This window comes from Pantoea sp. WEP (genome assembly GCF_041678305.1).
GTDB classification, from domain to species: domain Bacteria; phylum Pseudomonadota; class Gammaproteobacteria; order Enterobacterales; family Enterobacteriaceae; genus Pantoea; species Pantoea dispersa.
Window position 1 is genome coordinate 1,792,495 of the sequence record NZ_JBGNXB010000001.1, and the last position, 22,855, is coordinate 1,815,349.

General features: G+C 58.2%; 18 protein-coding genes and 1 tRNA gene. 11 read left to right on the forward strand and 8 right to left on the reverse strand.

The features are described from left to right. Nucleotides 1–147: 147 nt before the first annotated feature. The 6 genes from efeU (at nucleotide 148) to ABVR31_RS08215 (ending at nucleotide 6,237) form a co-directional block, all read left to right on the forward strand. Nucleotides 148–981, forward strand: coding sequence for an iron uptake transporter permease EfeU (gene efeU / locus ABVR31_RS08190; protein ID WP_021509909.1), 834 nt, complete (start codon nucleotides 148–150; stop codon nucleotides 979–981). Nucleotides 982–1,032: 51 nt separating this feature from the next. Then, the gene (gene efeO, locus ABVR31_RS08195; RefSeq protein ID WP_372772378.1) at nucleotides 1,033–2,151 is read left to right on the forward strand and encodes an iron uptake system protein EfeO; all 1,119 of its coding nucleotides are present in this window, start codon (nucleotides 1,033–1,035) and stop codon (nucleotides 2,149–2,151) included. 2 nt (nucleotides 2,152–2,153) lie between these two features. Beyond that, nucleotides 2,154–3,434, forward strand: a complete 1,281-nt coding sequence (gene efeB, locus ABVR31_RS08200; RefSeq protein ID WP_166711604.1) for an iron uptake transporter deferrochelatase/peroxidase subunit — start codon at nucleotides 2,154–2,156, stop codon at nucleotides 3,432–3,434. A gap of 574 nt (nucleotides 3,435–4,008) precedes the next feature. Then, nucleotides 4,009–4,797 carry a phosphate starvation-inducible protein PhoH gene (gene phoH, locus ABVR31_RS08205; protein WP_372772381.1) on the forward strand — a complete coding sequence of 263 codons (789 nt, stop codon included), beginning with the start codon at nucleotides 4,009–4,011 and terminating at the stop codon, nucleotides 4,795–4,797. Between the two features lie 98 nt (nucleotides 4,798–4,895). Beyond that, nucleotides 4,896–5,903 (forward strand): XdhC family protein, encoded by a 1,008-nt coding sequence (locus tag ABVR31_RS08210; protein ID WP_193718012.1) that lies wholly within the window; start codon nucleotides 4,896–4,898, stop codon nucleotides 5,901–5,903. A 196-nt stretch (nucleotides 5,904–6,099) separates the two neighbouring features. Then, entirely contained in the window at nucleotides 6,100–6,237 is a 138-nt protein-coding gene (locus ABVR31_RS08215; protein ID WP_372772383.1) for a hypothetical protein, read from the forward strand. Nucleotides 6,238–6,398: 161 nt separating this feature from the next. Here the strand turns inward: ABVR31_RS08215 and hxlB are convergent, their stop codons facing one another. Both hxlB and ABVR31_RS08225 read right to left on the reverse strand, forming a co-directional pair. After that, nucleotides 6,399–6,959, reverse strand: coding sequence for a 6-phospho-3-hexuloisomerase (hxlB, locus tag ABVR31_RS08220; RefSeq protein ID WP_336698428.1), 561 nt, complete (start codon nucleotides 6,957–6,959; stop codon nucleotides 6,399–6,401). 661 nt (nucleotides 6,960–7,620) lie between these two features. Further along, nucleotides 7,621–7,708 (reverse strand) — tRNA-Ser (locus tag ABVR31_RS08225). 245 nt (nucleotides 7,709–7,953) lie between these two features. On the opposite strand from ABVR31_RS08225, the gene phoA reads away from it, so the two are divergent. Beyond that, on the forward strand, nucleotides 7,954–9,360 hold the full coding sequence (gene phoA, locus ABVR31_RS08230; RefSeq protein ID WP_372772385.1) for an alkaline phosphatase: 1,407 nt from the start codon (nucleotides 7,954–7,956) through the stop codon (nucleotides 9,358–9,360). A gap of 5 nt (nucleotides 9,361–9,365) precedes the next feature. On the opposite strand, the gene ABVR31_RS08235 is transcribed toward phoA, so the two are convergent. Continuing rightward, the gene (locus ABVR31_RS08235; protein WP_222951922.1) at nucleotides 9,366–10,541 is read right to left on the reverse strand and encodes a YbfB/YjiJ family MFS transporter; all 1,176 of its coding nucleotides are present in this window, start codon (nucleotides 10,539–10,541) and stop codon (nucleotides 9,366–9,368) included. Between the two features lie 86 nt (nucleotides 10,542–10,627). On the opposite strand from ABVR31_RS08235, the gene ABVR31_RS08240 reads away from it, so the two are divergent. After that, on the forward strand, nucleotides 10,628–11,422 hold the full coding sequence (locus ABVR31_RS08240) for a helix-turn-helix transcriptional regulator (protein ID WP_222951923.1): 795 nt from the start codon (nucleotides 10,628–10,630) through the stop codon (nucleotides 11,420–11,422). A gap of 38 nt (nucleotides 11,423–11,460) precedes the next feature. Here the strand turns inward: ABVR31_RS08240 and gap are convergent, their stop codons facing one another. From gap to ABVR31_RS08265, 5 genes are all read right to left on the reverse strand, one after another. Further along, the gene (gap, locus tag ABVR31_RS08245; protein ID WP_058757433.1) at nucleotides 11,461–12,471 is read right to left on the reverse strand and encodes a type I glyceraldehyde-3-phosphate dehydrogenase; all 1,011 of its coding nucleotides are present in this window, start codon (nucleotides 12,469–12,471) and stop codon (nucleotides 11,461–11,463) included. A gap of 77 nt (nucleotides 12,472–12,548) precedes the next feature. Next, complete coding sequence (locus tag ABVR31_RS08250) at nucleotides 12,549–13,529, reverse strand: GlxA family transcriptional regulator (RefSeq protein WP_141495311.1); 981 nt, start codon at nucleotides 13,527–13,529, stop codon at nucleotides 12,549–12,551. A gap of 385 nt (nucleotides 13,530–13,914) precedes the next feature. Beyond that, on the reverse strand, nucleotides 13,915–14,166 hold the full coding sequence (locus ABVR31_RS08255; protein ID WP_372772388.1) for a hypothetical protein: 252 nt from the start codon (nucleotides 14,164–14,166) through the stop codon (nucleotides 13,915–13,917). A 415-nt stretch (nucleotides 14,167–14,581) separates the two neighbouring features. Further along, entirely contained in the window at nucleotides 14,582–16,975 is a 2,394-nt protein-coding gene (locus tag ABVR31_RS08260; RefSeq protein WP_372772390.1) for a TIM-barrel domain-containing protein, read from the reverse strand. An 11-nt stretch (nucleotides 16,976–16,986) separates the two neighbouring features. Continuing rightward, on the reverse strand, nucleotides 16,987–18,288 hold the full coding sequence (locus tag ABVR31_RS08265; RefSeq protein ID WP_021509925.1) for an MFS transporter: 1,302 nt from the start codon (nucleotides 18,286–18,288) through the stop codon (nucleotides 16,987–16,989). Nucleotides 18,289–18,651: 363 nt separating this feature from the next. Here ABVR31_RS08265 and uxuA point away from each other — a divergent pair, with 363 nt between their 5' ends. The 3 genes from uxuA (at nucleotide 18,652) to uxaC (ending at nucleotide 22,791) form a co-directional block, all read left to right on the forward strand. After that, the gene (gene uxuA / locus ABVR31_RS08270) at nucleotides 18,652–19,830 is read left to right on the forward strand and encodes a mannonate dehydratase (RefSeq protein WP_372772392.1); all 1,179 of its coding nucleotides are present in this window, start codon (nucleotides 18,652–18,654) and stop codon (nucleotides 19,828–19,830) included. Between the two features lie 64 nt (nucleotides 19,831–19,894). Then, entirely contained in the window at nucleotides 19,895–21,376 is a 1,482-nt protein-coding gene (locus ABVR31_RS08275) for a fructuronate reductase (RefSeq protein ID WP_372772394.1), read from the forward strand. Continuing rightward, on the forward strand, nucleotides 21,373–22,791 hold the full coding sequence (uxaC, locus tag ABVR31_RS08280; RefSeq protein WP_372772396.1) for a glucuronate isomerase: 1,419 nt from the start codon (nucleotides 21,373–21,375) through the stop codon (nucleotides 22,789–22,791). The genes ABVR31_RS08275 and uxaC overlap by 4 nt, the downstream gene beginning before the upstream one ends. Nucleotides 22,792–22,855: the final 64 nt, after the last annotated feature.

Sequence of the window (22,855 nt, forward strand, 5' to 3'; positions counted from 1 at the left end):
TTCCCGCATCGCACCCTGACCCGCAAAAGCAAAATTAATTTCGCGCGGTGACTTGTATTTTCATTCGCGATAATGATAATCGATATCGTTCGCACTTTACGTATTTTTACCTAAGGTTTACCCTCCTTAACATTCAAGAGGTTGGTGATGTTCGTTCCCTTTCTCATTATGCTGCGCGAAGGTCTCGAGGCAGCACTCATCGTCAGCCTGATTGCCAGCTATCTCAAACGCACCCAGCGCAGCCAGTGGTTTCCCGCGATGTGGGCCGGCGTGTTTATCGCTGCAGCGCTGTGCCTCGCGCTCGGTATTTTCATCAACGAAACCACCGGTGAGTTCCCGCAGAAACAGCAGGAGCTGTTCGAGGGCATCGTGGCGGTGATTGCCGTGGTGATCCTCACCTCGATGGTGTTCTGGATGCGCAAGGTGTCGCGCAATATCAAAGCCACGCTGGAAAAATCCGTCGATCAGGCGCTGCAGAAGCCGGGCGGCAGCGGGTTGCCGCTGGTGCTGATGGTGTTTCTCGCCGTGGCGCGTGAAGGGCTGGAGTCGGTGTTCTTTCTGCTGGCGGCCTTCACCCAGGATGTCGGTTATGCGCCGCCGATTGGCGCGGTGCTGGGTCTGGCGACCGCTATCGTGCTGGGCATGCTGATTTACTACGGCGGCGTGCGTCTTAACATGGCGCACTTCTTCCGCTGGACCAGCCTGTTCATCCTGCTGGTGGCGGCCGGTCTGGCGGCGGGGGCGATCCGCGCCTTCCACGAGGCGGGACTGTGGAACCACTTCCAGGCGACCGCGTTTGACTTCAGCAACACGCTCTCGACCCATTCGATCTTTGGCACGCTGCTGGAAGGCATTCTGGGTTATCAGGAAGCGCCGAGCGTCAGCGAAGTCGCGGTATGGCTGATTTACCTGATCCCGGCGCTGCTGCTGTTTTTCTTCCCGGCGCGTCCGGCACCCAGCGCCGCACGGTCGGTGCGCTAACTTTTCGCAGGCGCGCGTGCGCCTGTACCTTCATGTAACAGGGATATGACTATGACGATTCGCTTACGCCGTAAGGCGCTGTTGCTCTCCATGCTGGCGCTGTCCGGTGCCGCTTCTGCCGCTGCCGTACCGCAGGTCACGGTGACGGTCACTGACAAGCAGTGCGAGCCGATGTCGCTCAACGTGCAGGCCGGTAAAACCCAGTTCATCATCAAAAACAACAGCCAGAAAGCGCTGGAGTGGGAAATCCTCAAAGGCGTGATGGTGGTGGAAGAGCGCGAAAACATCGCGCCTGGCTTCAGCCAGAAGCTCACCGCCAACCTGGAAGCGGGTGAATATGACATGACCTGCGGCCTGCTCACCAATCCGAAAGGCAAGCTGGTGGTCAGCGGTGACAGCAAAACCGCCAGCAACGGCAAGCCAGACGTGTTGCAGCTGGTCGGGCCGATTGCCGATTACAAAGTCTACGTGATGGGCGAGGTGAGCGCGCTGGTGGCCGGCACCAAAGCCTTTACCGACGCGGTAAAAGCCGGTGACGTGGAAAAAGCCAAAGCGCTGTATGCGCCGACGCGCGTCCACTACGAGCGCATCGAGCCGATTGCCGAACTGTTCTCTGACCTCGACGGCAGTATTGACGCGCGTGAAGATGACTTCGAGAAAAAAGCGGAAGATCCGAAATTTACCGGCTTCCATCGGCTGGAAAAACTGCTGTTCGCAGACAACACCACCAAAGGCGCGGACGCGTTCGCTGACCAGCTGTATAAGGATGTGCAGGATCTGCAAACCCGCGTCAGCGAGCTGGCCTTCCCGCCGGCGAAAGTGGTCGGTGGCGCGGCAGGCCTGATTGAAGAGGTAGCGTCCAGCAAAATCTCCGGTGAGGAAGATCGCTACAGCCGTACCGATCTGTCCGATTTTCAGGCCAATATCGACGGCGCACAGAAAATCGTTGATCTGCTGCGTCCTCTGCTGCAAAAAGCCAATCCGCAGCTGCTGGCGAAAGTGGACGCGAACTTTAAGAAGGTGGATGGCATTCTCAGCAAATACCGCACCAAAGACGGTTTTGCCTCCTATGAAAAGCTGACCACCAGCGACCGCAATGCGCTGAAAGGGCCCATCACCACGCTGGCGGAAGATCTCTCCCTGCTGCGCGGCACTTTAGGTCTTGATTAATCATGAGTAAAAAAAATGACGCGGCGCAACCGTCGCGTCGTCGTCTGTTACAGGGATTAGGCATGCTGGGTGGCGCGGCGGCACTGGGCGGCGGCTGTCCGTTCCATGCCGCCAGCGCGGCAGAGAGTTTCTCACCCGGCACGGTTGCACCCGACGCGCGCCAGCAGGCGCAACCGTTTTATGGCGCTCATCAGGCCGGCATTCTGACGCCGCAGCAGGCATCTATGATGCTGGTGGCGTTTGATGTGCTGGCCAGTGATAAAGCCGAACTGGAACGCCTGCTGCGGCTGCTGACGCAGCGCTTTGCCTTTCTCACCCAGGGCGGACCGGCGCCGGCGGTGCCCAATCCGCAACTGCCGCCGCTCGACTCCGGCATCCTGGGTGCGGACATCGCGCCCGATAACCTGACCCTGACGCTGTCGGTGGGGCATTCACTGTTCGACGAGCGCTTCGGGCTGGCCGCGCATAAACCCAGCCAGCTGCAGACGATGACACGCTTTCCCAACGATTCGCTCGACGCCGCCCAGTGTCATGGCGACCTGCTGATTCAGATCTGCGCCAATACCCAGGATACGGTGATTCACGCGCTGCGCGATATCATCAAGCACACGCCGGATCTGCTGGCGGTGCGCTGGCGGCGCGACGGCTTTATCGCCGATCACGCTGCACGCAGCAAAGGGCGCGAAACGCCGATCAACCTGCTGGGTTTCAAGGATGGCACCGCCAATCCGGATACCCACAATACTCAGTTGATGGACCAGCTGCTGTGGGTGACACCAGAACAGCAGGAACCGGCGTGGACGCACGGCGGCAGCTATCAGGCGGTACGCATCATCCGTTTTCACGTTGAAATGTGGGACCGCACGCCGCTGGGCGAGCAGCAAACCATTTTTGGTCGTGAGAAGTTGTCCGGCGCGCCGCTGGGGATGCAGCACGAGCACGACGTGCCGGATTACGCCCGCGATCCGGACGGCGAGATCATCGCACTGGATGCGCATATCCGGCTCGCCAATCCGCGCACGCCGCAAACCGACAGCAGCCTGATGCTGCGGCGCGGCTACAGCTATTCCTCGGGGATTACCGGGGCAGGGCAGCTGGATATGGGACTGCTGTTCGTCTGTTATCAGCACGATTTAAGCAAAGGCTTTATTACCGTGCAGAAACGGCTCAACGGCGAAGCGCTGGAAGAATATATTCGTCCCATCGGCGGCGGATACTTTTTTGTTTTGCCCGGCGTGGCGGACAAAAATCATTATCTGGGGCAGCCGTTGCTCGAAGCCTGATTAATTAATGTACAGCGCTTGTCCGCCGTTAGCGGTGCCGGGCGCTGCTGTTAAGCCCGCCTTAAATTTCTCCTGTCTCGCTGTGACGTCCGAATTTTCTGAAACAGTTTGTTAAGTTCTGAATTACCTATCTTACTGAATAGTAATATTAATTTAATTTAAGCGCACCGGGCTAAGGCTGCGCCGCGCGGGTTTTCTTTGCCATAAAGTAAAAATAGTGTTGCAAATCGGCGGAAATATGATGAACTTTAGTCATAGCGTCGTCAGTTGTGTGGCTAAGTCCACTGGAGTTCGCGCATGGCCCGGTCCTTATACGGACAGTTAAATACACTTCAGCTAGCGCAGTACGCTGCGGGGGATTGCCTCCCGCGTGAGAATCCTCTTCACTTTTCTTTTATCGCCTTCGAATTCTTTTCCGATGTTTACCGGTGCGCGGCAGCGTTTCGGCGTTGTTGCACACTTTTCTCACTGGCTCGATACGGCTTACAAGGAAGCCAACAAAACCTCTAAAGCGTTCAAATCATCGCCGCGGGTGATCCGCCGCGATAAATGAAACCAACTGTAAGGTGCCACTATGGGAAGACAGAAAGCAGTGATCAAAGCGCGTCGTGAAGCCCGCCGAGTGCTTCGCAATGACTCTCGCAGTCATCGTCAGCGTGAAGAAGAATCGGTCACTTCGCTGGTGCAGATGGGTGGGCTGGATGCAATTGGCATGGCGCGCGATGTGCGTGACCGGTCACCAATTGAGGCCAGAAACGATGCTCAGGCGCACTATCTTAACGCCATAGAAACGAAACAGCTGATATTCGCGACCGGTGAAGCCGGCTGCGGTAAAACCTGGATCAGCGCTGCGAAAGCAGCCGAGGCCCTGATCAATAAGGACATCGAAAGGATCATTGTGACGCGCCCGGTTTTACAGGCGGATGAAGATCTCGGTTTCCTGCCAGGAGACATCTCCGAGAAATTCGCTCCCTATTTCCGACCGGTTTACGACGTTCTGGTTAAACGTCTCGGCGCTTCCTTTATGCAGTACTGCCTGCGACCCGAAATCGCCAAGGTAGAGATCGCGCCCTTCGCTTATATGCGCGGACGTACCTTTGAGAATGCGGTGGTGATTCTGGATGAGGCGCAAAACGTCACCGCTGCGCAGATGAAGATGTTCCTGACCCGCCTGGGCGAAAACGTCACGGTCATTGTCAACGGTGATGTCACTCAGTGCGACCTGCCCGCCAGCGTCAAATCTGGCCTTGCCGATGCGCTGGCGCGCTTCGAAGAGGATGAGATGATTGGCGTGGTGCGTTTCGGTAAAGACGACTGCGTTCGCTCGGCACTGTGCCAGCGTACGCTGCATGCTTACAGTTAACCTTGATAAAATAGCTAATCTCAACCCGGCTGCGGCCGGGTTTTTCATTGCTATGCTTACGGGAAGAAAAAGGGCGGAAACGATGAGCGGAGAAAGTCATGCACTCTCTTGATGTGCAGGTGGTAAGGATGGCGCAGCAGTGGGCGGAAGCGCAGCCGGTGTGGCTGTGTACCGTGCTCAGCACGTACGGATCATCGCCGCGCCCGCCGGGCGCGATGATGGTGATTCGCGCCGATGGGCGCTACAGCGGTTCCCTTTCCGGCGGCTGCGTCGAGGAGAATTTTATCACCCGCGTTCAGCAGCAGGCGTTCTCTGCTGCCAGTCAACTGGTGCGCTACGGTGAGGGGGGCGACACGCCTGACCGCGCGCTGCCGTGTGGCGGCGTACTGGATATTCTGGTCGAACGGTTGCCTGCCGGGGCCGCCACGCTGCGCTATTTACAGCAGCTGGAGGATGCGCTGTCCGGCGCGCGTGCCATCACCAAACGCCTGACGCTGCCGCAGCCGTGTCACGCGCTCGAACCGGCGCCATATACCCGCCGCACCCGCACCCAGGTCACTGACGGTGAAATCGTTTTGACCCTCAGTGCCGCGCCGCGCCTGATCCTTGCCGGACTCTCCAGCGTCGCCGTGTACTGTGCCAACTTCGCGCTGGCGCTGGGATTCGAAACCATCGTCTGTGAACACCGTGAAGAGGTGCTGAGCAATATGGCGGCCGAACTGGCACCGGACGTCAAACTGGTGCAGCAGTTTCCGGCGGTGTATCTGGAACGCGAGGGCTGCCATGCCGCTACGGCGATCCTCTCGCTGACGCATGATGCGCGTATTGACGATCTCACCATGATGGAAGCGGTCAATCTGCCGGCATTTTATCTCGGTGCGATGGGCTCGCAGCGCAACAGCGCCAAACGCAAAGCGCGCCTGAGCGCGATTGCGGAGCTGACGCCGGCGCAGTTGCAGCGCATTCACGCACCGGTTGGTCTGGATATCGGCAGCAAAACCCCGGCGGAGATCGCGCTGGCAATCATGGCGGATATTGTGCGTCACAAAAATGGGTTAGCGGCAACGGATGCGCTTAGCCCGGTGCACGCAGCGTCTGAAGGATAACATCACTCACCCCACGAAAAACCCGGATGCACCAGGACGCCAGCAGACGGGTAATCGGCTATGCCAAATTTTCGCGCCGCAAATAATCAATAAGCTGTGCTTTATGTTTCATGATGTGATCAACGCTTGCGCTTTACCGGTAACATCTTATCTTCAGAGAAGCGTGTACAAACACCTGAACTGAGAAGGGGGATTTATGGCTAAGCGTCATTGGATTAAATCAATTGAAATTACAGCAATTATTGTCTTCGCGCTGGTGATCACCTGGCTGGCCGTCACGGGCATCCTGTCATCAACCGGCCTCGATCATGCGTGGCCTTATCCACATCAATAACTGAGTCCGGCACCAGGGAAATCAATTACGCTTAAATATAAACAGAATAAATTATCTAACCTGTACACCCGTATCAGCGGCGACACATTATCACCACACAGGGTTTCGCTCTCAGGTTTGCCGCGTATAAATCAGCGACGTTCGGGAAACACGTTATGCTGTTATTCGAAGTCCGCATGGCGGCTGAACATGCTCTCGCTGGTTTCACCGCACTGATGCATGATTTCAAGCACCATGGCGTCACAGGTGATGAAGCAAAGCTGCTCAAAGGCCGAGCCCATTGGCTGCGAGAATCGTCCGGCGCTGCGTGCGTTATCGGTTTTAACGGTGCCGGGTAACACCAACACGCATTTGGCCAGTCTGCCGATGCCTGAATCTGCTTTCAGGGTAATCAGCGCCACATCGACACCGCGCTCAACGGCGTTCAGCGCCAGTGCTTTCAGGCTCGCGGTTTCGCCACTGCCAGAACCAATAATCAATAAATCGCCAGGTCTGGAGTGGGGTGACGAGATTTCACCCACCATGCTGACAGAGAAACCCAGATGCAACAGACGGTTAGCGAACGCGCGGATAGCAATGCCGCTGCGCCCGGCACCCTGCAGGAAAATGTGTTTCGCGCTGCGAATTTGTGCGATCAATGCCTGCGCCTGGCTCTCGTCTATCTGCCGGGCGTTGTGCGCGAGTTCGTTAAGAATATGGGATACGTTTGACTGAACGGCCATGTTAACGCTCTCCCGTCAGGCGATCGTTCGTCCGTCTCATTAAACAGCGAAGAGAGTGGCCGGAACATGGCCGGTGCTTTTTCAGTCTGGTCATCGCGCATTCCCTCTGAATTCAGTGACATCATCAGTGGATGAAAAGGATATCCTGCAGAATTTCCGGTAAGAGTACACGGTCCGCTGCCCACGCGATATTGCAGCGAAAGGGGATCTTTCGATTATGCGTCCTGTGGCACAAAAGCGGTGAGTGTGCAGAGTTGTTGGGCAGATTTGTGATGGATTGTGGCATCAAATGAGGTAGCGGGGTCGCCAGATCGCGGGGTCGGTGCTGCAAGGAGAATAAAAAATGAAAAAGCTCCTGTCGATAGTCAGAGGCTTTCATGGCATCAAAGTGCACGTGCACTTCACGTGCATTTTTTTGCTGATTTTGTAGAACTGTGTCTCTGTAATCAATTCACAAGCGGTTTCGTCCGCCTGAAGTCTTGTTACAAATGGTAGAGGGGATTGATGAGCTTCGCTCACCCTGCGGGCAGCGTCGCAGGCTCCGCTGTCCAACTGGCATGCGCCAGTTGTCGAACCCCCCATCGGGGATTCTCATCCCCCCACGTCTGGAGAATATAAATGAAAAAAGCCCGTACTTGCGTACAGGCTCTTCTCTGAATGATGGCGGTGAGGGGGGGATTCGAACCCCCGATACGTTGCCGTATACACACTTTCCAGGCGTGCTCCTTCAGCCACTCGGACACCTCACCACATTTTGTTTGCTGACCGCACTGGGTCAACGGGGCGCTACTATAGGGAGTTCAGCGATAAGGGTCAAGGGCTATTTTCTCCTTTTTTTCTATTCGCTTAACCTCTGCGCAGATTGCCTTAAGCCTCTCCACTTTGCCGGTTTTGTCATCAAAACATTCCTTAACTGACACAAAAGTGTCACCGCACTGTCGCAGACTTGTCGGCGGAAACATTTGGTTATATCTACGGATAAGGATGCTGATAAATGAAACGCTTACCTCTTTTCACGCTCTCTCTGCTGGCTTCACTCACCGCCACGTCCGCGCTGGCAGAGAGCGCCAGCTATCAACGCGCCGCCACCGGCGATATCACCCAGCACGGCGGGGCGCGTCGCCTGAGTGGCGACCAGACCGAGGCGCTGAAAGCCTCATTGAGCAATAGCACGGCGAAGAATGTCATCCTGCTGATTGGCGATGGCATGGGCGATTCCGAAATCACCGCGGCACGCAATCAGGCGATGGGGGCCGGCGGCTTCTTTCCCGGTATTGATGCGCTGCCGCTCACCGGCCAGTACACCCATTACTCGCTGGACAAGAAAACGCACAAGCCAAACTACGTAACGGATTCTGCCGCGTCGGCCACCGCCTGGGCCACCGGCACGAAAACCTATAACGGCGCGATTGGCGTCGATGTCAACGGCACAGATCAGGTCACGCTGCTTGAACTGGCGAAAGCAGCCGGTAAAGCCACCGGCAACGTCTCGACCGCAGAACTGCAGGATGCCACGCCGGCCGCGCTGATGGCGCACGTTACCTCGCGCAAATGCTACGGCCCGGAAAAAACCAGCGAGCTGTGTCCGGGTAACGCGCTGGAGCAGGGCGGGAAAGGATCGATCAGCGAGCAGCTGCTGCAAACCCGTCCCGACGTCACCCTGGGCGGCGGTGCCAAATCTTTCGCTGAGCGGGCTAAAGCGGGCGACTATCAGGGCAAAACCCTGCGCGAGCAGGCCGAAATAAGGGGGTTCCAGCTGGTCGATAATCTCGCCGCGCTGAATGCGGTACAGCAGGCGAATCAACAGACGCCACTGCTGGGGCTGTTCTCGGAGGACAACATGCCGGTGCGCTGGCAGGGGCCGAAAGCCAGCTATCACGGTAATCTGGATAAACCGGTGGTGACCTGTGAGGTCAACAAAGATCGTCCGGCATCAATGCCAACCCTGGCGCAGATGACGCAAAAAGCCATCGACCTGCTCAGCCACAACGACAACGGCTTCTTCCTGCAGGTGGAGGGCGCGTCGATTGACAAGCAGGATCACGCTGCTAACCCGTGCGGTCAGATTGGTGAAACCGTCGATTTAGATGAGGCGGTGCAGGTGGCGCTGGCGTATGCGCGCGAGCACGGCGATACGCTGGTAGTGGTCACCGCCGATCACGCGCACAGCAGCCAGATCGTCGAAAACGGCACTAAAGCGCCGGGTCTGACTCAGGCGCTCAACACCAAAGATGGCGCGGTGATGACCATCAGCTACGGTAACTCGGAAGAGGATTCCCAGGAGCACACCGGCACCCAACTGCGCATCGCGGCCTACGGTCCGCACGCGGCGAATGTGGTCGGCCTGACCGATCAGACCGACCTGTTCTTCACGCTAAAGCAGGCGATGGCATTGAAGTAAGCGCGTCAGTGCGGGCGGATGCGCAGCACCAGCAGTCCGCCCAGCACCAGTCCGCCAGCGGCCAGCAGCAGCGCGGGGTGCAGGGAAGCAAAAATCTGCACGCTGGCGGCGGAGATCAGCGGCCCGATTAGCTGGCCAGTGGCATAGCCTGACGTCAATATCGCCACGGTTTTTGCCACGCTGATATTGGAGACGGCGCGCGCCAGCTGCATCGACAGCTGCATAATCGAAAGAAACCCCAGCCCGACCATCACCGTTGAGATCAGCAGCCCGCTCACGCCCGGGATGAGCACGCCGCTGGCCACGCCCAACCCCTGCAGGATCATAACCCACGCCAGGCTGAGGCGCGTATTCAGGCGCGCAGAAAACAGCATAATCAGCACCACACCAGCCACTGCGCAAAGTCCAAACAGCGGCCAGAAAAGCGTTGCCAGCTGACCCTGCGCAAACAGGCTGTGCGCCATTTGTGACAGAAACGTCGCGGGCAAAATATAGCCGAAACCGGCCAGCGTATAGGCCAGCCATAGCCGTTTTACCGCACTACCCGGTGCCGCCGGCGCACTTTCCCGCTGCCGGGCGGGGAGCGACGCGGGCAGCGCGCGCCACAGCAGCAGCACGCCAGCCAGCGCTACCACGCCATAGCATTGCCAGGCGCGATCGTCATTCAGGTGTAACCGGGTGATAAGCCACGCCAGCACGCCGCTCAGAGTGATGCCAGCTCCCGGGCCGGCAAATACCGCGGCGGACATGCGCGGGGCCTGCTGCTGTGCCAGCACCATCTGCGTCCAGGATGTGACGATAATCAGGGCCCAGGCACCACCGATACCCGCCACCACACGGAACAGGCACTGCAGTACCCAGGCATGACTAAAGCCGGAGAGCAGGGTCACCAGCGCGGTGGCCAGCAAACCGGCCTTCAGGTAGCGCGCGTGATGGGCAGTGATGCGGCTCACGTGCAGTGCGCCCAGCAGGTAGCCGATGTAATTCATGGCCGCCAGCACGCCAGCGCTGGAGAGCGTCAGGTGACCGTTGGCGATCATCAGCGGGATCTGCGGCGTGAGTGAAAAGCGGCCGATACCCATTACCACAATCAGGGTCACCATGCCGGTGAGCATGGTGATCAGGCTCACCCGGGTGTGCCGGACTGCTTGCCGTCCGGCGGAAACTGAATCTGCTGACATACTTTGCTTTACTCCGCTGAGATACCTTACTCTGTCCGGTGATAGTAAATGTCAATCATTCAGTGAAAAATGGGGTGGTTTATCCTATGACTACAGGTCATACCCAGGCCGTCAAATCGCGTGGTGAAGATGTGAAAAACTTCCTTACCCGCCAGCGCGCGCGTATTGATCCGCAGATCTATGGCTTCAGCCGGCAAAACCGGCGCGTTAGCGGACTGCGGCGCGAAGAAGTGGCACAGCTGGCAGCAGTCAGCGTCAGCTGGTATACCTGGCTCGAGCAGGGGCGCGACATCAGTATTTCGCCCGCCGCGCTGCAGCGCATCGGCAAAGTGCTACAGCTCTCGGTTACCGAGCAGGAGTATCTTGAAGCGCTGGTGTTTGGTAACGCACACTCGCAACCCTTCAGTCATGAGTTGCCGCCTGAAGTAAGGGCGATGGTGGATGCGCTGGACCCGCATCCGGCATTTGTGCGCCGCGCCAACATGGATATTGTCTACTGGAATCCGGCAGCGCAGTCGCTGATTGTCGACTGGGCGGCCCTGCCGCCGGCGGATCGCAACTCGCTCAAGCTGATGTTCATCAGTGAAGCCTACCAGCAGCGCATTCATGGTTGGGAAGAGGCGGCGCGCCATACGCTGTCGGCGTTTCGCGCCGGTTATGCCGCCAGCAATCAGTCGCAGGAATTCGAGGTGGTGATCGAGGATTTGCTGGCGCGCAGCGCCGGGTTTCGCACGCTGTGGAATGACCATGATGTGGGGAAAATCGGCGCGGGCAATAAAACCCTGATTGATGTCGAAGGCAGGATGCAGACATATACCTTTACCTCGCTGCAAATTGAGCAGGCACCGGGAATGCATCTGATCTTCTATCTGGCGCATTAGCGCGGCGTGCGCGGGTCGGGCGCACGCCGCCGGGGAGATTACAGACCGCGCTGTGCCATCAGGCGTGCGAGGTCAACCAGACGGTTGGAGAAGCCCCATTCGTTATCGTACCAGGCAAGGATCTTCACCAGGTTGCCACCAATCACCAGCGTGGATAAGCCGTCGATAATCGATGAGCGCGCATCGCCCTGATAATCGCTGGAGACCAGCGGCTCATCGCTGTAGCCGAGGATACCCTGCAGCGGACCCGCAGCAGCAGCGGCTTTAAAGGCGTCATTCACCTCTTCGGCCGTCACGTCGCGTTTCAGCGTCACCGTCAGATCCACCACCGACACCACCGGCACCGGCACGCGCAGCGAGTAACCGGTTAAGCGGCCTTCCAGTTCCGGAATCACCCGGCCGAGCGCTTTAGCTGCGCCGCTGGAGTAGGGCACAATCGACAGCGCCGCCGCACGCGCGCCGCGCAGATCTTTCTCTGGCTGGTCATGCAGCGCCTGGCTGTTGGTATAGGCATGGGTGGTGTTCATCAGACCGTGCTCAATACCAAACGCCTGATGCAGCACCTGCGCGGCGGGTGCCAGGCCGTTAGTGGTACAGCTGCCGTTGCTCACTACAAAGTGCTGTTGCGGATCGTAGCGCTGGTCGTTGACGCCCATCACAATCGTCAAATCATCATTTTTGCCCGGCGCAGAGATGATCACGCGTTTGGCGCCGCCGTGCGTGATATGCACCGCGGCCTTGTCACGCTCGGTAAAAAAGCCGGTGGCTTCGATGACAATATCCACGCCCACGTCACGCCAGCGAATATTGGCCGGATCGCGCTCGCTGAACACCCGCACTGGTTTGCCATCAATGCGCAGCTCGCCGTCGCCAGCGCTGACTTCTGCCGGCAACCGACCCAGCAGGGAGTCGTGCTTCAGCAGATGCGCCAGCGTTTTACTATCGGTGAGATCGTTAATCGCCACAATATCAATGTCGCTGCTGCCCAGCGCGGCGCGGAATACGTTACGTCCGATACGGCCAAAACCGTTAATGCCTACCTTGATCATGACTGACTCCTTAGTGAAGTTACTGCAGTCACTGTAGGCCGGAGGCTCGCTGGCGTAAACGACAAAAAAGGATCACTTTACGCCATTTTGCGGCTGTGAAAGCGCTGGCGATATTCGTTAGGCGTGAGATGCAGCTGGCGCTCGAAGCTGCGCCGCAGGTTGATGCTGCTGCCAAAGCCGGTGGCGATGGCAATGCGTTCCAGCGTCTCGCGCGTCTGCTCCAGCCGCTCGCGCGCCGCCGCCAGCCGCGCTTCTGCCACATAGCGCGCCGGTGAAACGCCGGTTTCGCGGCTGAACACGCGGGTAAAGTTACGCGGGCTCATCGCCACCTGGGCTGCGAGTTTCTCCACCGACAGGTCTTCCGCCAGATGGGCGGCGATCCAGCTCTGCAGCTGAGCAATCGGCCCCGACTCGCTGACGGACTGCAGGTGAAAGCGGCTGAACTGCATCTGGCCGCCGGGACGACGCAGATACATCACCATATCCTGTGCGATGTCGCGCGCCACGCTGAAACCAAAATCTTCCTCTACCAGCGCCAGCGTCAGATCGAAGCCGGAACTGACGCCGCCGGAGGTCCAGATTGGGCCATCCTGAATATACAGCGGGCCGCCTTCGACCTGCACGCGCGGATAGCTGGCCTGCAGCGTGTCCAGCAGACGCCAGTGGCTGGTGGCGCGCCGGCCATCCAGCAATCCCGCCTCCGCCAGCAGCATCGCCGCCCCGCAAATCGACACCACGCGGCGCGCCTGTGGGGCAGCCAGCTTAATCCAGTCCACCACCATGTTGCGTTCTTCGGGGTTATCACCGCGGCCGGTAATCATGATGGTGTCCCAGCGTTCGCGCGGATCGAGTTCAGCCAGTTTGAGGTCGGCGAGCAGATTGAGGCCAGACTGGCCGTGGATCACCTGGTGCGGCTGCGTGGTCGCGATGCTGATGCGATAGCGTACGCCAGCAACGCCCACCGGCTGGTGCAGGTTGGCGTGCATGAGGATGTCGGCGATACCCGCCGCTTCGAACAGCATGCCGCCGTCCGGGACAATAATCAGAAAGGTTTTCATGGCGTAAAATGTACCTGCGCCACGAAAGAAGTCAATGTACTATGGGCGATCAGGCGCGCGAGCTGAATACCCGGCCGCGGCCATCAGACGGGGCATTTCCGGCGGCACCGTAAAGGCGCTGGTCGGCACCGGCCTGTTGGTTCAGGCGCTATATTGCTATATTTATATAAAATCATGATGTCGCAAATGATGCTTATATCCCTCATCGTGCAGTTAAAAATATCTGCAGACTGAAGCGTTGGATGCCAGATTAATCAGGTGCCTGTTATTTTGGAAGTGAAATGCCAGGATAGGTTAAGAGAAACACTGTTTTATAAAGCATTCCTTTGCCATGCAGTGATAATGACACGATAATGAGCAGCTGAGTAAATCAGGCTTAAAACCATCAATTATATTCTACCTGCAGAAAAGTCAAACCACGCTCACGGATAATGCGCGCGGTGCCCAGCGCGTAAGGTAATTCACGCGCGGCACCATTAACCTGCAGGGTTTTGCTCTTTTTAATCCCTTCGCGCGTGCAGTTCAGCGAGACGCTGCGCGTCACGGCATAATCACAGGAGGGTTCAACGATCGCGCCGACGAACGTGATTTGACCGTCGGCGGCAAAGGTGGCGTGGCTGGCAAGTAAAGCTATCATCGGTAACAGCAATCTTCTCATCACAGAGGCCCTTTAAGAAGTCGGGAATTACCCGATTAATGTCGTCTTAATGACTAATAGCGCGCCACAGTTGAATATTGCTTAAACCGCGGCGTTTCCGTGTTGAGGCATATTATTGCGATGGCTTAGCCAGTGCGTCGTCATGTTTTACGCAATCGCCTCAGCAGTAAACGCTTATGCCTGCATTAAGCGCAGCTATTATATTAGTAAGCAACCAGGATTAATCGGGTGAGCAGGGCGGTGAAATAAGCGTATTAAACCGGATAGATTTATTCGCGGGATAGCGTCGGGACAGAAAACGGGCAGATAGCGTGTTGGTGTAAGCCGCTGAGGGAGAGAAGAACGGGCTGAAGTTAAGCAGGCGCACCCGACATCGGTGCGCTCTTGTGGTTTATCAGCTGCGGGAAATCTGAGCCAGCGTCACGTCGGCTGACGCAGCGCCTGCGGCGACACCGTCGATAAACAGCGCACGCTGTTCACCGGCGGGCAGGGCAATCTGCAACGTTTGCCATGCCGGCTGATAGTCACCCTTGCGCCGTAACCTGAGGTGAATGGCTGTGGCTTCGCAGCGCATTTCCCACTGCAGCCACAGCGCATTACCCTGCTGATAGCCCCAGGATTCGCCATCATCTTCGAACAGTTCGCCGTGGCTAACGCCTTTGCCCTGCAACGTGTAGAGCTGCAGCGTGCGACGATCGTCTGCGGCGGCGTCGACGTGAGCAATACGCTCGCTGAATGGCAGTGCCGCACCTGCGCGCACCAGCAGCGGCTGCGTTTCCAGGGGCGCAGGCAAGGTGATCCACTGACCCCCGCTATACCACTGCTGCGTGGCGAAATCATACCAGCCTGTCTGGTTGTCGGGCAGCCACAGGCGGCGTTCACGCTGGCCAGGTTCCACCACGCTGGCGACCAGCAGATCGCGGCCGAGCAGGAATTCATCACACTCAGCAAAGGTCTGGGCATCGTGTTCATGATCGAGGAACGTCGGGCGCAGCATCGGTTCATCGTCCGCATGCGCCTGCCACAGCAGCGTGTAGAGATACGGCAGCAGGCGATAGCGCAGCGCGATAGCCGCCCGAATCGCGGGTGTGACCGAAGGATACATCCACGGCTCATTCACGGTGTGATCGTCATTCCACGAATGAATGGTGAAGCGCGGATGCATGACGCCATTCTGCACCCAGCGCACAAACAGCTCCGCGTCGGGTTTATCGCCCGAGAAGCCGCCGACGTCGTGACCGACGTTATACAAGCCGGACAGGCTCATGCCGAGGCCCATGCGAATGTTGTAGCGCAGCGAGGTCCAGTTGGTGCGGTTATCGCCGCTCCAGGTTTGCACGTAGCGCTGCATCCCGGCGCAGCCGGAGCGCGAAATCAGGAACGGTCGCTGTTCGGGGGCAAAGCGCTGTTGCGCTTCCATCGAGGCGCGCATCATCAGCAGCGGCATCACCGGGCGAATATGCTTGATGGCAATCGGCGTGCCGAAGCCGTGACAGCGTGCTTCGCCGTCCCAGACTTCATACTCGTTGTTATCGTTCCAGGTGGCGTCGATGCCTTTTTCCAGCAGCTGACGGGTGACGTTCTCCTGCCACCAGGCCACCGTTTGCGGATGGGTGAAATCGAGGTGCGATCCTTCATCATCCCAGAACACCGAGCGCTCTGGCACATCTTCTTCCGAATCGCGGATAAACAGTCCCTGAGCCGCGACTTCTTCATAGCGCGGGTGATCCTGCAGCAGGCAGGGTTTGATGTTGGCCGCCAGGCGCAGCCCGGCATCGTGAAATGCCTGACTCATCGCTTCCGGCTGCGGCACTTTGTCGTAGTTCCAGTTGAACACATAACGCTTGTTGTTGATCGAGGTATAACCCGAAGAGAGCTGGAAGGAGTCGCACGGAATAGCGTGCTCCTCACACAGGCGGATGAAGTTCATCAGCTGGTTTTGCGCGTCCGGCGCATCGGTGTAGTGCATGGTCGAGCCGCTGTAGCCCAGACTCCATTTGGGGCCGAACAGCGTTTTGCCGGTCAGGCGCACGAAGGTTTTGGTGATATCCAGCACCCGCTTACCGACAAACAGGTAGTAATCGATATCGCCACTCTCCGCCTGCCAGCGGCGATACGGCTGGTGATAGTTATCCAGCTCGTTACCCAGATCGAACCAGCTGGTGCTGAGGTTATCGTAGAACAGGCCAAAGCTGACGTCGTTACGCCGCGTGAGGGTGAAGGGCACATGTTTGTACAGCGGATCGGTGGAGGAGGCGTTGTAACCCATGGCATCCAGATTACGCATCTCAAAGCGTTTGCCGTTGCGTTGCAGATCGCCAGTTTTTTCGCCCAGACCGTAGTAGCGGTCGTCTGCCATGCGGCGCTGATAGTGCGCTACGCCGTCGCCGTGTGCGTTGATCTGATAGGCACTGGTGGGGCGATCGCCGGTCAGCAGTTGCCAGTGGCCAGCGGCATCACGGTACTGCCACTCCAGCGCCAGCGGCTGACGCACTATCACGCGCAGCGTGTCGGTACTGATGGTCAGACAATTGGCTTCTTCCTCCAGCGTAAAGCCGGGCAGGCTAAACCCGGCCAGGCTGTCGCGCGGACGCCCTTCCCACGGAACATCCTGTTCCGGCGCAATGCTCCAGGTGCGGTCCAGACTGTAGTTGCCGTGGCGCTTGATCACCACGCGGAACAAACCTTTTTCCAGCACGTACAGGTACAGATGGTGTTTGCCATCGACGTTAAGCACCACATGGTGACGATCAGAATGGGCTAAAGACCAGTTTTTTAAGGTTTTCATCGTTACCTACTTCATTGGGTCGCTGAACGACGCTCAGCAATAAACGCAATCAGGAAGACTGCACCGATCAGGTCAAAGAAGCCCATGGCGACAAACAGCGGGTTAAAGCCGATTTTGTCAGCCGTCACGCCAATCACCAGCGAAAACAGGAAGCTGGAGATCCAGGCAAACGAGCCGCGCATGCCATTCACCGTGGCCATCTGGCCCTTATCAAATTTTTCCACCACCAGCGCACTTAACATGCACGAGATGATCTGGTGACCAAAACCGCCAATTGAGATCAGGGCAATCGCGACATAGGGGTCTTTGGTCATCGCCACCAGCGCCAGCGACAGCATCAGAAAGGCGCCGGTGACCGAGCTGGCGACAACGGAATTTACCTGCCTGAAGCCAAACAGCCGGGTATAGATGCGCGTCAGGTAGCCGCTGGCTGCACTGCCGAGATCCGCCGCGAGGAACGGCAGCCAGGCGAACATGGCAATCTGTTTCAGGTCCATTCCCAGATCTTTTGCCAGATAGAGCGGTACCCAGAAGCTCAGCACGCCCCATGCCGGTTCAGCCATAAAAGCGGGAATGGCGATACCGTAAAAACGCTTGTTTCTGGAGACGGTTTTCAGGGCTTTGAAGAAGGGCAGTTTGACCGCCGGTGGCTCATTATCCTGACGAATAAAGGCCAGCTCATCGCTGCTGAGATTCGGGTTACGTTCCGGATCGCGATACAACAGCCACCACAGCACTACCCAGCCCAGAGCCAGACAGCCGGTAAACAGGAATGCGCCCTGCCAGCCGAACGAGGCGTGGGCAAAGTAGATGATGGGAGGCGCCAGCATGGCGCCAATCGAGAAGCCGACGCCGGCCCAGCCGGCCGCAATCGGACGCTCTTTTTTCGGGAACCATTCACCAATCACTTTGGCGTTAGCTGGCGTGGCGGCCGCTTCAGCTCCGCCCATGACAAAGCGCAAAATGGCCAGGTGCAACCAGCTGGCGGCGCCGGCATGGAACAGACAGGCCAGCGCCCAGATGGTGGCGCAGATGAAGAAGCCGAGTTTGAGGCCAATGACATCAATCAGCCAGCCGCAGATCGGTTGAAAGAAGGTATAAGCCAGCTGAAAAGCGCCGACTATCCATGAATATTGTTCTGTAGTGATGCCGAGACTGGTTTTCAGCTCGGGCGCCAGTATGCCTAACGAGTTACGGGTAATGTAGTTGACAGTGACGCCGGCGAGAAACAGCACCAGCACCCACCAGCGCAGATGACGGATGACGCGTTTCGTGCCGGTTGCGGCAATCCCTGGATTCAAACTGCGGTTCATCGGATTCTCCATTCATTATTAACAGCATGTGTGAGCAACGTCTGTGACTGCCTGGCCGGAGGTGGAGTCCATACCGGCCAGCGCATAACCCTGGCCCTTGATTGCCGGGCGTGGCGTGATGCGTCCTGTTTTACCTATCCGCCGGGAATGAACCACAGTTAGGTCAGGTGGTCGCCAGCCTGATGCGGTATTTGTGATCTGGTTAACCAAAATCATTTATCAGGTTGACTTCCAACGGTGAAAAGCCGAATTTGACGCTGCGCAGGCGCTTTTTATGGCTCATAAAGCGCTTCGCTTGTAAAATTGGTCAACCAAAATGGAAGGGCTTTGAGGATGATGCTCAGGCCCGCAGGAGAGAACGACATGAAGCAGACCTGGCGCTGGTATGGCCCTGACGATCCCGTTTCACTCGCCGATGCCCGACAGGCGGGCGCTACCGGCATTGTGACTGCCCTGCATCACATCCCTAACGGCGAGGTGTGGCCGGTTGAGGAGATTTTGCAGCGCAAAGCGATGATTGAGGCGGCCGGGCTGGTCTGGTCGGTGGTGGAGAGTGTGCCGATCCATGAGGAGATCAAAACCGGCAGCGGGCAGTGCCAAAAGTGGATCAGCAACTATCAGCAGTCGCTGCGCAATCTGGCGCAGTGCGGCATCCACACCGTATGCTACAACTTCATGCCGATTCTGGACTGGACGCGCACCGATCTGGCGTTCGAGCTGCCGGATGGCGCGAAAGCGCTGCGCTTCGATCAGATTGAATTTGCGGTATTCGAGCTGCATATCCTGCAGCGTCAGGGCGCAGAAAATGATTACAGCGCTGACGAGATAGCCCAGGCCGCTGCGCGCTTCGCCAGCATGAGCGAAGAGCACAAGCTGCGGCTGACGCGTAACATCATCGCCGGATTACCTGGCGCGGAAGAGGGCTACACGCTGGCGCAGTTCCGTGCTCAGCTGGCGCGCTATGACGGCATCGACAAAGCCCGGCTGCGCGAGCACTTTGCCACGTTTCTGCTCGGCATTATCCCGGTCGCTGAAGAGGTCGGTATTCGTATGGCGGTACATCCGGACGATCCGCCGCGTCCGATCCTCGGCCTGCCGCGTATCGTCTCCAATGCCGACGATCTGCAGTGGATGATCGACACCATCGACAGCCCGGCCAACGGCTTTACGATGTGTACCGGCTCCTACGGCGTACTGGCGGAAAATGATTTAGCCGGCATGGTGAAACGTTTTGGGCCGCGCATCTATTTTGCCCATCTGCGCTCAACCCGGCGTGAAGCCAACCCCAAAACTTTCCACGAAGCCGCGCACCTTGGCGGTGATGTCGATATGTTTGCGGTGATCAAAGCGATTGCCGAAGAGGAGCAGCGCCGTCGTAATGCGGGACAGGAAGACCTGATCCCGATGCGGCCCGACCACGGGCATCAGATGCTGGACGATCTGCATAAGAAAACCAACCCGGGCTATTCCGCGATTGGCCGGCTGAAAGGTCTGGCTGAGATTCGTGGCGTTGAGCTGGCGATACACCGCGCCTTTTTCTGACGCCGGTCGCCCTGTACCGCTTGCCCGGCGGACGCGCAGTCGCGCCGGACACTGAGGAGTTTACATGCAACACAACCTTGCCGACGCCAGCATTAAGGTGGCGCGGCCCGCATGGCAGCAGCAGCGGCTGGTGCCGCGCATCGTGCACATCGGCTGCGGTGCGTTTCATCGCGCGCATCAGGCGCTCTATCAGCACCATCTGCTGGAGATGAGCGACAGCGACTGGGGCATTTGCGAGGTCAACCTGATGTCGGCCAGCGGCAGACTGCTGGTGGAACAATTGCGCGCTCAGAATTTGCTCTACAGCGTCACCGAGCAAGGTGCGACGCGTCATGACGTCAAAATCATTGGTTCCGTGCACTCCGCGCTGCACCCGGCGCTGGACGGTTGTGACGGCATTCTTAACGCGCTTGCCCGCGCGGAAACCGCCATCGTCTCGCTGACGGTAACCGAAAAAGGCTACTGCACTCATGGCGCAACCGGGGAACTGGACAGCACTCATCCGCTGATCGTGCACGATCTGGCCCATCCCCGGCAGCCGAAATCTGCCATTGGTTTTATCGTTGAGGCGCTGCGCTTGCGGCGTGAAGCCGGGTTGGCGCCTTTTACCGTGCTGTCATGCGACAATCTGCGTGACAACGGCCACGTCGCGCGGGCTGCGGTCATCGGCCTGGCACAACGACAAGATGCGGCGCTGGCGGCATGGATTGAGCAACAGGTCACGTTTCCCTGCACCATGGTTGACCGCATCGTGCCGGCCGTGACGGAGGAGACGCAGCGCGAGATTACCGGGCTGCTGGGCATCGCCGATCCCTGTGGTGTCGCCTGTGAGCCGTTTCGTCAGTGGGTGATCGAAGATAACTTCGTGGCGGGACGTCCCGACTGGCAGCGTGTTGGTGCGCAATTTGTTCCGGATGTCGCCCCCTACGAGTTGATGAAACTGCGTCTGCTGAATGGCACACACTCGTTTCTGGCATATCTTGGCTACCTCGGCGGTTGTGAAACTATCGCTGAGACCATGCAGCTGCCCGCTTACCGTCAGGCCGCGCTGTCGCTGATGCTGACTGAACAGCGGGCCACGCTGACGATGCCGGCAGGCAGCGATCTGAACGCGTATGCGCATCAACTGCTTGAGCGCTTCAGTAATCCGTCGCTGCGCCATCGCACGGCGCAAATTGCCAGCGATGGCAGTCAGAAACTGCCACAGCGCATGCTGGATTCGCTGCGCTATCATCTGCACCACGGCAGTGACTGCCGGCATCTGCTGCTCGGCATCGCGGGCTGGATGCGTTATATCCTCGGCGAAGACGAAAAGGGTGAGCGCTACCCGGTGGCTGATCCACTGGTCGCTAAGTTTGAGCGGATTAATCAGCAGTTCCCTTCAGGTCCCGCCCGCGTGCAGGCACTGCTGGGCATTGACGAGATCTTCGCGGACGACTTACCCGCCAATCCGGCCTTTGTTGCCGCCCTGCAACACACCTATGACCGCCTGTGCCAGCAGGGTGCCAGAGCCGCGGTTGCATCCCTCAATCCGGAGGCCAAATGAAGCGTTTTATGGATGACGATTTTCTGTTGCACAGCGAGGTGGCGCGCCGCCTGTATCACGACGTGGCGGCGGAGATGCCGATCTATGATTACCACTGCCACCTCAATCCGCAGGAGATTGCAGAAGACCGGCAGTTTGCCAACCTCGGGCAAATCTGGCTGGAGGGCGATCACTACAAATGGCGCGCATTGCGCGCGGCGGGCGTAGAGGAATCACTGATCACCGGTAACACCACCAGCGATTACGATAAATACCTGGCCTGGGCGCAGACCGTGCCGAAAACGCTTGGCAATCCGCTCTATCACTGGACGCATCTGGAGCTGCGCCGGCCGTTCGGTATCACTGACACGCTGTTTGGACCGGAAACCGCACCGCGCATCTGGCATGAGTGTGCAGAGAAGCTGGCCACGCCTGAATTTTCCGCACGCGGTATTATGCGCCAGATGAACGTACGCATGGTGGGCACCACCGACGATCCGGTTGACTCCCTGCAGTACCATCGTCAGATAGCTGAAGACAGCAGCTTTGATATTGAGGTGGCACCGAGCTGGCGTCCGGATCGGGTGTTTAAGATAGAACTGGAAGGATTCACCGATTATCTGACCCGGCTGGAAGCCGCCGCAGATGTCAGCATCGACAGCTTTGATGCGCTACGTGTGGCGTTATTGCGCCGTCTGGACCACTTTTCCGCCCATGGCTGCCGCGCCGCCGACCACGGCATTGAAACGCTGCGCTATGCTGCGGTGCCAGCCGACAGCGTGCTGGATGGCATTCTCGCCAGACGCCGCAGCGGTGCGGCGCTGAGCGAGCTGGAGATTGCGCAGTTCAGCACCGCCGTGCTGGTGTGGCTGGGCGCGGAGTATGCCCGCCGTGGCTGGGCGATGCAGTTACACATCGGTGCGATCCGCAATAACAGCACGCGCATGTTCCGTCAGCTCGGCCCGGACAGCGGTTTCGACTCCATCGGCGATCATCCTGTTGCCTGGCCGCTGGCGCGCCTGCTGGACGCGATGGACACCAATGACCAGCTGCCAAAAACCATTCTTTACTGCCTCAATCCGCGTGACAACGAAGTGCTGGCTACCATGGCGGGTAACTTTCAGGGCGCAGGCATGGCGGGCAAGATGCAGTTTGGCTCTGGCTGGTGGTTCAACGATCAGCGTGACGGGATGCTGCGGCAACTGGAGCAGCTGGCGCAGATGGGGCTGCTCAGTCAGTTCGTTGGCATGCTGACCGACTCGCGCAGTTTTCTCTCTTATACGCGGCACGAATACTTCCGCCGCATTCTGTGCAATCTGTTTGGCGAGTGGGTGCATGACGGCATTGTGCCGCACGATGAAGCCGCGCTGGGCGCGATGTTGCAGGATATCTGCTTCCATAACGCCCGACGCTACTTCACCCTTAACCCACGGTGAAAATCACGCCCTGTGTTATAGTGCAGGGTAGAAAATTTGGCGGCCTAATGTCTGAACCAGCAGA